We start from the raw sequence: 11,407 nt of genomic DNA, 5'->3' as shown, positions 1-11,407 counted from the left end.
GAATATCGCTACAAGTAATTACAATAAGTGTTATAAGGAATTGCAATTATCACTAGATTTATTAGAATACTACAAACTCGCACTATTAAGTGAAAATAAATTAAAAACATATAAAAATTTAAGCCTTGCTTATGAAAGTTTATATAAATTATCAAAGAGATTAAATAAAGTTGGAGAATTAGATTTAATCAATGTAAATTCTTATTTTTTGGACTTTAGCGATGCAAAAACACAGATTTTAAAACTAGAATTTGAATTAAGAAATTATTTATCATATATATCGTATTTATCAAATCTTAATATTGATAAAATAGATAATTTTAGTAAAATTGATGAAATTGCTTTAGACTTTTTAGAATTTGAAAAAACAAATAAATTTTTAGAATTAAATTCTAAAATAAAAAGCTCAATGTATGAATTAAAATCCCTAAATCAACGCCCTACAATAAGCCTTTATTCAAGATATGATTTTTATGATAAAACCAAAAATAATTATCAAGACCTTGCCGATAGTTCTAAAAAACACGGGTACTTAGTAGGAATTGGGATTAACTATATTATATTTGATGGATTTAAAACAAGTTCATCTAAAGAGTTAAAACAATTAGAAATAAACAAATTAAATCAAGAGCTAATACAAGCAAAGCTAGAATATGAAAAACAAATAAACGAGCTTATATTTTTCATACAAAACAAAGATGAAATAATAAAAACCTTAAAGATAATAAGCAAAGAAGCAAATACAAATGAGCTTTATATACAAAAACTACACAAAACTGGTGAAAAATCAAAATTTGAAGTCATAAATGCAAGTATAGAAAACTATAAAAAACTCCAAAATTTAAATGAATATATAATAAATGCAAATGCAAACGCTATTAAAATTAATTTAATAAATAATCAATTTAATAATTGTAAAAAAGGATATTAATATGCATACAGCCTTAGGTTGCTTATCACTTTGTGCACAATTTGCAAATATTTCAATAGATATTAATGCGATTTGTAACAAATACGCTTTAAAAGATAGCGAGCCAAGTATTTACGAACTAGCAAAAATCGCTAAAGATAATGATTTTAAAGTAAAAATCAAAAAGCTTAATTTAAAAAACCTTCATTTATATAAAGCACCTTTTATATTTTTGAAAAAAGATTTAACATATTTTGTAGTTTTAAAACTTGATTTTAATAATCAACAAGCTCTTATTTTTGATGGTGGAAAAGAAGCAAGGCAAATTAGCTATGAAGAATTACATAATTTATCAAGTGATAAAATCTTAATCCTAGCACACAAATTATTAAACGATAGTGTAAAGTTTGGCTTCTCTTGGTTTTATAAAAGAATGCTAAGCTATAAGGGTATTGTATTACAAATTTTATTAGCAAGTTTTGTTATGCAATTATTTGGCTTAGTTACACCTTTATTTACCCAAGTAGTCCTTGATAAAGTCTTGTTGCACCATAGTATAAGCACACTTAATGTAATTGCTTTTGCATTTTTTAGCGTTATTGTTTTTGAAAGTTTATTAAGCCTTAGTAGAAATTATATCTTTACTCATACTACCACAAAAATTGACGCAAAATTAGGCAGTGAGTTATTTACACATTTATTATTGTTACCTATGGTGTATTTTGAGAATAGAAAAGTAGGTAATATAGCAGCTAGAATAAGAGAGCTTGATAATATAAGAGATTTTATAGCCAACAAATCAGTAAGCGTGATTTTAGATTTGTTATTTAGTATAGTTTTTATTTTGATGATGTTTTTATATAGCGTGAAGCTAACATTTGTTTCATTAGCTTTTGTGATTTGCATTGCTTTGATTTATTTTTTTATAACGCCTATTTTAAGAGCAAGGCTTGAAGATAAATTCCAAATGGGAGCAGCATCTAATTCATATCTAGTAGAAAGCATAACAGGAATGCAAACCATAAAATCCCTAGCCATTGAAGGTAGTATGAAAAAATACTGGGAAGATTATTTAGCAAAATATTTAAAATCATCTTTTAATTTAAGTAATCTAAGCAATATCGCAAGTACTTTTGCTAATTCTTTACAAAAGCTTATGACATTAGCAATTTTGTATTTTGGAGTAGGATTAGTAATTGATGGGAGTTTAAGCGTAGGACAATTAATAGCCTTTCAGATGTTTGCCAATCAATTTAGCGCCCCTATTATGCGACTTGTAAGCTTGTGGAATGAATTACAACAAGCTATTTTAAGCGTAGATAGATTAGGAGATATTTTAAATACACCGCAAGAGCAAACTACAAATAAACCTATATCGCTAAATCAAGTATCAGGTAATATAAAATTTGATAATGTAAGCTTTAAATATAGCCCAAATTCTAACTATGTCTTAAACAATCTAAGCTTTAACCTACAAGCAAATAAAAGCATAGGAATAGTAGGACGCAGTGGCAGTGGTAAAAGCACCATAACAAAACTCATAGAAAGACTTTATATCCCAAACGAAGGCTCTATTTATATAGATGGAATAGATTTAAGACATTTAAATCCTTATGTTTTAAGGAGTAATTTAGGCGTAGTTTTACAAGAAAATTATTTATTTAGCGGTAGTATCAAAGAAAACATAAGCCTATCAAAGCCAAGCGCATCAATGCAAGAAATAATAAATGTATGCAAAATAGCAGGAGCACACGATTTCATAAGCGAACTTAGTGCAGGTTATGATACTTTAGTAGGAGAAAGAGGCTCTGCATTAAGCGGCGGTCAAAGACAAAGAATAGCAATAGCAAGAGCCTTGCTACATAATCCAAGGGTTTTGATATTTGATGAGGCTACTTCGGCACTTGATTATGAAAGCGAGAAAATCATCACATCAAATCTATCACTAATCAAACAAAACAAAACATTTATAATAATAGCACATAGATTAAGCACGGTTAAAGATTGTGATGAGATATTAGTCCTTGATAAGGGTAATTTGGTTGAGTGTGGAAATCATACAAAACTAATGGAGCTTAATGGATACTACGCACATTTATACAAACAACAAAATCTATAAACACTAAAACTATAAATAATTTAATAAATATTATTTATAGTTTTAAAAGAATTTGAATTAGGGATTTGAAATTAAATTAAAAAATATTTTTTAATATTATTTATTACGAAAAGTAACATAATTTTAATAATTATTTTTAAATTTTATGAATTTTTATTGTTTATTTGATATAATTAACCTTATTAAAAACAAAGGATAAATTTGAATATAGACAATTTAAAAGATTATAAAATAAAAAACGATTATTTATATAGCTTAGAGCTTATTAGATTTATTATTGAAATTTTTTTGACTTTTATTGCGTTTTATACACTTTATAAAAGTATAGATAACTTAATCATGCTATATAATAGACCAACACCAAGAATGTCGGATTTATGGTGGATAAAAAGGATGGATGAAGCAATACTTCATAGTATATTTTTTATTATATTCTTTTTAAACCTTAGACAAATAAAAAGACTTAGATTTGTTAAAAATAATGATTTTTATATTAGCGTAGATAATGAAAAGATATGTTTTGATACTTATGAGATAGATAAAGAAGGTCTTTTTGGTATAGCAAAAAGTTACAAAAAAGTAACCGCAACGATAAATAAAAGTGATATAGTTTTTAGATTGCAATCTAAGCGACCTGCTTTAGCTTATTCATATATATTTGATAAAGATTCTTTTAATACTAAAGAAATGGAAGGAAAAAGTTTGAGCTATAAGCTAGATTACCCACTAGGTAAAATAATATTCTTTCCTGTGTTTTTTGCACTTTGTATATTAGATATTTTATCAAGCTATTTAGCACTATTTTTCTTAAATGGTAAAAACTTAAAAACTTACACAATATATCAAACTAAAACCAAGCTAGTTTCATTGCCTTTTGTTGATGATTTATCGGTTTATTTTTTATACACAGAGTTTAGACAAAAGTATTCTGCAATGAGTAAAGGTGGCTATGAAATGGAAGCAAAAGAAGAAGCACAACCACTAGGCGAAAAATACATAGCAAAACAACAAAAGAAAATTGAAAAGATTTTAAGTGAAAAGTCTTCAAATACAATTAAATAATTTTAATTTTTATATAAATTACCTTTAAAATATAATGTATTATAAAATAAATTCTAATTCAAATCACAAGAATTTGAATTAGATATTTTTGTTAATCAAGAGAATTAATATCGCTTATTTCGTGATGGATATATCTTTCATCGTTTTCTAAGGTATCAACGCTTTTAAACATTCTTTCCCAGCGGATATTATAATCATCATCCCAGCTTAGATAAACAAACCAAGGCTTACCTTCAATATATTTATAATCTACACTTCCCCAAAAGCGGCTATCATTTGAGTGGTCGCGATTATCACCCATCATAAAGTATTCATTGCTAGGCACCTTATAATAATACGCTTTAATATCACTTCTTAATTCACTAACATAAATTGGCTTCATTACAAACTCACCCTTAGCCATAAAGTATTCTATGACCTTATCAAAATCCACTCTTTCATCATAATGAATACCCTTTTTAGTATAAGGCTCTTTTATGTATAATTTGCCTTGTAAAATCACTTGTTTATTAGCAGGATAATTTGCTCTCATATATTCATCTCCTTCGTGCATTCTCACATAAAGGGTCTTATTTGCAAATATTATCTCATCATCTCCTAAAGCAACGCAGCGTTTAACATAATGTAGCTTTGTATTGTGCGGATACAAAAACACCACTATATCATCTCTTTTAGGCTTAGCATAGCTTAATAAATGCCCATCGCCTTTAAAATCAGGCAACACAGGAACTTCTAGGAATGGAATTCTAGGAGTTGGTATCCCGTAGGCGAATTTTTTTACAAATAAATGGTCTCCTACCAAAAGTGTGTTTTTCATAGAGCCACTTGGTATTGTAAAAGCTTGAGCTACGAAAAATATAAAAACAAGAACAAATACAATAGTCCCCGTCCATGAATTCCAAAAATCAACTAATTTTTGCCATTTTGTTTTATTTTCTTGCATTTTCTTCCTTTTTTAATCTTGCTTCATATGTGTTTTGCATTAGTGCATAAATAGTCATAGGTCCTACTCCACCAGGAACTGGAGTAATCATACTAGCTTTATTACTTGTCTTAAGATAATCTCCTGATAGTTTTTTGCCATCAATTTCTTTGCAAATCCCAACATCAATTAAAATAGCTCCATCTTTTATAAAATCATCATTTATTAGATGAATTACACCTGTAGCACTTATTAAAATATCAGCGTTTAAAGTATGCTCTTTTAAATCTTTTGTATATTTGTGGCATACGCTAACACTTGCACCTTCATTAATCATCATAGCAGCAAGTGGGCGACCTACTATGATACTATCATTTATTATGCAAATATTTTTGCCTTTTACACTGATACCATAATGCTTCATCAAAATATCAATTCCAAGCGGGGTGCAAGCATAAAAATGTGGTTTTAAATTCGCTAAAACTAAACCTAAATTAAGTGGAGTAAAACCATCTACATCTTTAATAGGATTTATAGCGTTTATGATATTGTCTTTATTGATATGATTTGGTAAAGGTAGTTGCACTAAGATAGCATCTACACTATCATCATCATTTAAATCTCTTATGATTTTTAATAATTCTTCTTCGCTAATACTACTATCTAGCTTATAATCTTTACTAATTATTCCTAATTCATTACAAGCTTTTAATTTACTTCTTACATAAACCCCACTAGCATAATCATCTCCTACTAAAATTACAGCTAAGCAAGGTTTGGTTTTTAGCTCATTAATTTTGAGTTTTAATTGTGCGTATAATTCTTTGCTTAATTTTTTTCCATCTAGTATCAATTTGTAACCTTTATAAAAATAAAGATTGTATTATAACCCTTAAAAACAACGGATTATAAAATGAAATCAAAATTAATATTATTAGTTTTTAGCGTATTTGTTTATGCTAATAGTGATTTTTTAAGCAAAGATGAATATCAATTAAGCTTGTATCAAAACCCAAGGGGAATTGGTTGTGATAAATGTCACGGGCTTGATGGAAGTGAGCAAATATTTGCTACTTATAAAGAAAATGGAAAAACCATTCAAGTAATAATCCCTAGTATTAAAAATATTAGTTATGAGAATTTTTATAAAGCCTTAGTTAGTAAAACAAGTTCAAAAAATATAATGCCAAATTATTATTTAACAAATGAAGAAATAAAAAATTTATACTTATATATCAAGAAAAAAGGAGAAAAAAATGACAAATAAAGAAGCTTTCGCACAAGCACAAACATTAATAGCAGGTGGGGTTAATTCTCCTGTAAGAGCATTTAAAAGTGTAGGTAGTGAGCCTGTATTTATAAAAAAGGGCGATGGTGCTTATATAATTGATATTGAAGATAAAAAATACCTTGATTTAGTTCAAAGCTATGGACCTTGCATTTTAGGACACGCTGATATAAATGTAACAAACGCTATTATTAATGCAGCAAAAGATGGCACAAGTTATGGTGCTCCTACATTAGCTGAAAGCAAATTAGCACAAAAAGTTATATCGTTATATCCTGCAATAGAGCAAATTAGATTTGTAAATAGTGGCACAGAAGCTACTATGAGTGCAATTCGCTTAGCAAGAGCTTATTCTAATCGTGATGGGCTTATTAAATTTGATGGTTGTTATCACGGACACGCTGATATGCTTTTAGTAAATGCAGGAAGTGGCTTGGCTACTTTTAATACTCCAAGCTCAAGTGGAGTTAGTAAAAACGCTGTAAAAGATACTTATACAGCTAAATACAATGATATAGAAAGCGTAAAAGAGCAAATTGCTATAGCAAAGAGTAATGGTAGTGAAATAGGTGTAATTATTATTGAACCAATTGCAGGAAATATGGGTTTTGTCCCTGCTAAAAAAGAGTTTTTAGAAGACCTTAGAAAGCTTTGCAATGAATTAAAAATCGTTTTGATTTTTGATGAAGTTATGAGTGGTTTTAGAGCTGCTTTAGGTGGGGCTTTAGAGATTTATAAAGTTGTGCCTGATATGGTTTGTTTTGGCAAGGTTATTGGTGGGGGACTTCCTGTTGGAGCTTATGCTGCAAAAAAAGAAATTATGCAACTTCTAAGCCCACTAGGCGGAGTATATCAAGCAGGAACGCTAAGTGGAAATCCACTTGCAATGGCAGCAGGTATTGCAAATCTTGAGCAATTAAACGATGATATTTATAAAAAATGTGATAAATGGGCAAAAAATGCAATTAATGCTATGTTAGATGAGAGTAAAAGTGCAGGAGTGCCTTTTGTAGCTAAAAATATAGGTTCAATGTTAGGATTTTTCTTTAATGAAAAATACCCATTAAATTACGATGACGCTAAGACAAGTGATACAGCTAAGTTTTCAAGATTTCATAAAATTATGCTAGAAAATGGAGTAAATCTTGCACCATCAACCTATGAAACTGCATTTATTTGCTCTAAGTTTGAAGATAAAGAGCTTGAAATATTTATAAATGCGTTCAAAAAGGCTATTCGTGCATAACGAAGAAAATAAAAGAGCTAAAAAAGTAAAAAGTGTAATAGATGCTGCAAATCATCTAAGCTTAGGCATTAGCATTGTAGTTGCAGTGCTAATTGGCGTTGGTTTAGGAATTTTACTCGCTAAGATTTATAAGCCTTTATTTTTTGTAGGACTTGCATTTGGAATAGCAGCTGCAATTTCAAATGTATATAAGGCTTATAAATTATTATTAAAAATCAACGAAGATGATAAGAAATAAAGTCTTTTTAACCTTGAATCAAGGTTAAAAAGGCCAAATAGTTTCAACTGCTTTTGTTCCCCAAGGTTTTTTAGTAGCTTTATCAATTTCGCCTTGAGTTGAATAAAGTATTTTAGCGTCTGCTATGTATTTACTCTCAATTGTGTTTTGACCTGTTATATCATAAGGTCTAATTACTCCAGAGATTTGGACGATTTGTTTTTCTCCGTTTATTAATAATTGTCTTTTTCCTTCAATAAAATAATTTCCATTAGCCAATACCTTTATTACTCTAGCACTAATTGTTGTTTGAAATTTTTCATTTCTACTAGCTTGACCGCTACCACTAAAGTCTGAATTATTTTTTGTTTGAAAGCCAATATCTGCTGATTTATTAAGACTTGATAATAATCCTGCAAAAACTCCGGAATTTAAATTAGCATTAGAAGATTTATTCGTGCTTTTACTAGCTTTGCTACTTTGGCTAGTATCTTCTTTAATAATTATCGTAACTATATCATTTACATTCATAGCTTTATTATCGCTAAAAAGTGGATTAGAGCCTTTTCCAAAAAGTGAGCCTGGACTTCCTAAATTATTATCAGCCTTAGGTTCAATTTGCTCTACATATGTTGGAGCTTTCATATCCATTTGCGGATCAGCCAAACCACAACCCGAAATTAACAAAGGGAAAACAAAATATTTTATGTAATTTTTTTTCATATTTTCTTCCTTATTTATTAATATTTTAGGCATATACTCTAGCGAAAATTAATCAATGAAGGAGTAGCAATGAATGCGATTTACTTTCAAAAACAAAGCAGGGAAAGTTTAGATAATCTTGCTATAAAATTATCAAAAAAATATTCAAATATTGTTGTTTTCCAAGCACTTGCTTGTGAAGACGGGGTGTGTGGTTTAAATAAATTATCAAAAGAGCATAATATAAAAACTGAATACTTATATGATAGTGCAACAGGCGTTAAAGAGTATTTAAAAAATGAAAATGCTTTTTATAAAAATATAATCATTAAAGTTAATGAATTAAAAGCTAAATATGATTTTGTATTAGTTGCTAGTTTTGGAGTTTTTGGTGGTCTTGATACTTTTTGGATAAATCTAAAACTAAGTAAAGAGCTTAATTTAAATTATGTAATTGATAATGATTTAACCAAATTTGAGTTTGCTAAAATTCATCATAAATACGCAAGTTTATATAATGAAAATACAAGCTTAGATGAGTTATTAAATCTTAAAAAACCTGATTATATAAGCCCAATGGCATTTGAAGTTATGCTAGAGAGCAAGGCTAAAGAAAATATTAAAACTATAGTTTTACCAGAAGGAAATGATGAGCGTATTTTAAAGGCTGCTAGTATTTTATTAGAAGGTAAAGCTGTTAAATTAATTATCTTAGGAAACAATAAAGAAATAGCACAAAAAGCTAGTGATTTAGGTATAGATTTAGATGATGTTAAGACTTATAATCCAGGTAATTCATCATTAGATGATGAATGTGCAAATGCACTTTATGAAGCTAGAAAATCAAAGGGAATGAGCCTTGAACAAGCAAAAGAGCTTATAAAAGATAGAAATTATTTTGGAACTTTACTAGTTCATTTAGGCTACGCTGATGCTATGGTTAGTGGGGCTGCATGTTCAACTGCTGATACAATTCGCCCAGCTCTTCAAATAGTTAAAACTAAACCAGGTGTTAAGAGTGTAAGTGGTGGATTTTTTATGTGCTTAAGTGATAAGGTTTGGTATTTTGCTGATTGTGCGGTAAATCCTAATCCAACTCCTGAAAATCTAGCCGAAATTGCAAGTGTTAGTGCGGCTACTTATAAGGCTTTTGGTTTTGAGCCAAGAGTTGCAATGCTATCTTATTCAACTGCAAATAGCGGTAGTGGAGTAAGCGTTGATTTAGTAAAACAAGCGTGCGAATTAGCAAAAGCTTATGAAGGATTAAATTATGATGGTCCTATACAATTTGACGCAGCAGTAGATATTGCAACAGCAAGTAAAAAAATGCCTGATAGCAAAGTAGCAGGAAAGGCAAATGTATTTGTATTCCCTGATTTAAATGCAGGAAATATAGCTTATAAAGCAGTGCAAAGAAGTGCAGGGGCTATTGCGGTTGGTCCTGTTTTGCAAGGTTTAAACAAACCTATTAATGATTTAAGTAGGGGTTGTTTGGTTGAAGATATTGTAAATACATGCTTAATTAGTGCAATTCAAGCACAATAAATTATAAAAAAAGGAAAAATTATGAAAAAAATATTAGTTTTAAATGCAGGTTCAAGCTCACTGAAATTCCAATTATTTTTTAATGAAGATAGTGTTGCGAGTGGTTTGGTTGAGCAAATTGGAGAAAGCAATTCAAGAGCAAAAATTAAATTTGATGGCAAAGAATTAGAGCATTTAGGTGGCATAAATAATCACGAAGATGGCTTAAAAGTAGTTCGTGATTTATTTGCTAAAAGCGGACTTTTAACTGATTTTAATGAATTAGCAGCAGTAGGTCATCGTGTGGTGCATGGTGGGGATAAATTTATTAAAGCAACATTAGTTGATGATAAATGTTTAAAAGCTTTAGATGAATTAGTAAAATTAGCACCTTTACATAATCCTGCAAATATTTCAGGAATTAAAACAATTATAAATCTTGCTCCAAGTGTTAAAAATATAGCAGTATTTGATACAGCATTTCATCAAACAATGCCAGAAATCGCATATCGCTATGCAATAGCTAATAAATATTATGAAGAAGATGGCGTTAGAAGATACGGCTTTCATGGAACATCTCATGAATTTGTAACTCGTGAAGCAGAAAAATTCTTAGGTATTAAAAACATAGATGCAATTACAGCTCACTTAGGAAATGGTGCAAGTATTAGTGCTATTAAAGATGGTAAATGCGTTGATACTTCAATGGGTCTTACTCCACTTGAAGGATTAATGATGGGAACTAGATGTGGGGATATTGATGCTGGAGCTTTATTTTATTTAGCATATAATAAAGGTTTAAGCATTGCTGAACTTGATAAAATTTGCAATAAACAAAGTGGTTTATTAGGAATTTGTGGTGCAAATGATATGCGTGAAATTGAAGAAAAAATGCAAAATGGTGATAAGAAAGCAAAATTAGCATTTGATATGTTTTGCTATAGAATTGCAAAATACATAGGCTCATACCTTGCAGTAACTCCTGCTAAGGCTCTAATTTTTACAGCAGGTATTGGTGAAAATGATGATTTAATGAGAGCTGCGGTTTGTAAGCAACTTGCACATCTTGGCTTTAGCATTGATGAAGAAAAAAATGCTAAGCGTGAAAAAGTAGCTAGAAATATAGCAAAAGCTGATTCAAAATACCCAATTTTAGTTATTCCAACTAACGAAGAATTATCAATAGTAAAACAAACAATGGAACTTATTTAATCCTATTGATTTAAATTCTTGTAAAACTATAAATAATTAAACATTATTTGTAGTTTTACTGCCATTATATCTTCTTAATTGTATTTTATTTTATATGTTGGGATCGCATAACCACACCCATCTATATAATATTCTCTCTCTTCTTTTTCCTTAGTATATGAGTTATATAACATTACTTGCATTTCATCTCCATCTATAAATTGAA

11 protein-coding genes are annotated in these 11,407 nt (G+C 29.3%); 8 read left to right on the top strand and 3 right to left on the bottom strand.

Annotated elements, in window-relative coordinates; genetic code table 11:
• The 3 genes from KJQ97_RS07640 to KJQ97_RS07630 form a co-directional block, all read left to right on the top strand.
• On the top strand, positions 1–931 hold a 931-nt coding region (locus KJQ97_RS07640; RefSeq protein WP_214120457.1), incomplete at its 5' end, for a TolC family protein.
• 1 nt (position 932) lies between these two features.
• Positions 933–3,029, top strand: a complete 2,097-nt coding sequence (locus KJQ97_RS07635) for a peptidase domain-containing ABC transporter (protein WP_214120456.1) — start codon at positions 933–935, stop codon at positions 3,027–3,029.
• 201 nt (positions 3,030–3,230) lie between these two features.
• The gene (locus KJQ97_RS07630; protein WP_214120455.1) at positions 3,231–4,091 is read left to right on the top strand and encodes a hypothetical protein; all 861 of its coding nucleotides are present in this window, start codon (positions 3,231–3,233) and stop codon (positions 4,089–4,091) included.
• A 91-nt stretch (positions 4,092–4,182) separates the two neighbouring features.
• Here the strand turns inward: KJQ97_RS07630 and lepB are convergent, their stop codons facing one another.
• Both lepB and KJQ97_RS07620 read right to left on the bottom strand, forming a co-directional pair.
• Complete coding sequence (gene lepB / locus KJQ97_RS07625) at positions 4,183–5,034, bottom strand: signal peptidase I (protein WP_214117914.1); 852 nt, start codon at positions 5,032–5,034, stop codon at positions 4,183–4,185.
• Positions 5,021–5,866 carry a bifunctional 5,10-methylenetetrahydrofolate dehydrogenase/5,10-methenyltetrahydrofolate cyclohydrolase gene (locus KJQ97_RS07620; RefSeq protein ID WP_214120454.1) on the bottom strand — a complete coding sequence of 282 codons (846 nt, stop codon included), beginning with the start codon at positions 5,864–5,866 and terminating at the stop codon, positions 5,021–5,023. Before KJQ97_RS07620 ends, lepB begins: the two co-directional genes overlap by 14 nt.
• A gap of 60 nt (positions 5,867–5,926) precedes the next feature.
• On the opposite strand from KJQ97_RS07620, the gene KJQ97_RS07615 reads away from it, so the two are divergent.
• The 3 genes from KJQ97_RS07615 to KJQ97_RS07605 are packed head-to-tail and all read left to right on the top strand — an operon-like array spanning position 5,927 to position 7,785.
• Positions 5,927–6,280, top strand: a complete 354-nt coding sequence (locus KJQ97_RS07615) for a hypothetical protein (protein ID WP_214120453.1) — start codon at positions 5,927–5,929, stop codon at positions 6,278–6,280.
• Positions 6,270–7,547, top strand: coding sequence for a glutamate-1-semialdehyde 2,1-aminomutase (gene hemL, locus KJQ97_RS07610; protein ID WP_214120452.1), 1,278 nt, complete (start codon positions 6,270–6,272; stop codon positions 7,545–7,547). Before KJQ97_RS07615 ends, hemL begins: the two co-directional genes overlap by 11 nt.
• Positions 7,540–7,785: an AtpZ/AtpI family protein gene (locus tag KJQ97_RS07605; RefSeq protein WP_336608663.1), complete on the top strand. Its 246-nt coding sequence runs from the start codon at positions 7,540–7,542 to the stop codon at positions 7,783–7,785. Before hemL ends, KJQ97_RS07605 begins: the two co-directional genes overlap by 8 nt.
• 24 nt (positions 7,786–7,809) lie before the next feature.
• Here KJQ97_RS07605 and flgH read toward each other — a convergent pair whose 3' ends face one another.
• On the bottom strand, positions 7,810–8,487 hold the full coding sequence (gene flgH, locus KJQ97_RS07600) for a flagellar basal body L-ring protein FlgH (protein ID WP_214117919.1): 678 nt from the start codon (positions 8,485–8,487) through the stop codon (positions 7,810–7,812).
• A gap of 69 nt (positions 8,488–8,556) precedes the next feature.
• Between flgH and pta the strand changes: the two genes are divergently transcribed.
• Both pta and KJQ97_RS07590 read left to right on the top strand, forming a co-directional pair.
• Positions 8,557–10,011, top strand: coding sequence for a phosphate acetyltransferase (gene pta / locus KJQ97_RS07595; RefSeq protein ID WP_214120451.1), 1,455 nt, complete (start codon positions 8,557–8,559; stop codon positions 10,009–10,011).
• A 21-nt stretch (positions 10,012–10,032) separates the two neighbouring features.
• Positions 10,033–11,202: an acetate kinase gene (locus tag KJQ97_RS07590; protein WP_214117921.1), complete on the top strand. Its 1,170-nt coding sequence runs from the start codon at positions 10,033–10,035 to the stop codon at positions 11,200–11,202.
• Positions 11,203–11,407: the final 205 nt, after the last annotated feature.

The sequence above is a fragment of the Campylobacter sp. 2018MI01 genome (genome assembly GCF_018501205.1).
Classification (GTDB): Bacteria; Campylobacterota; Campylobacteria; order Campylobacterales; family Campylobacteraceae; genus Campylobacter_E.
The sequence above is the reverse complement of the archived record's forward strand: the minus strand, read 5'-3'. Positions and strand labels throughout refer to the sequence as shown.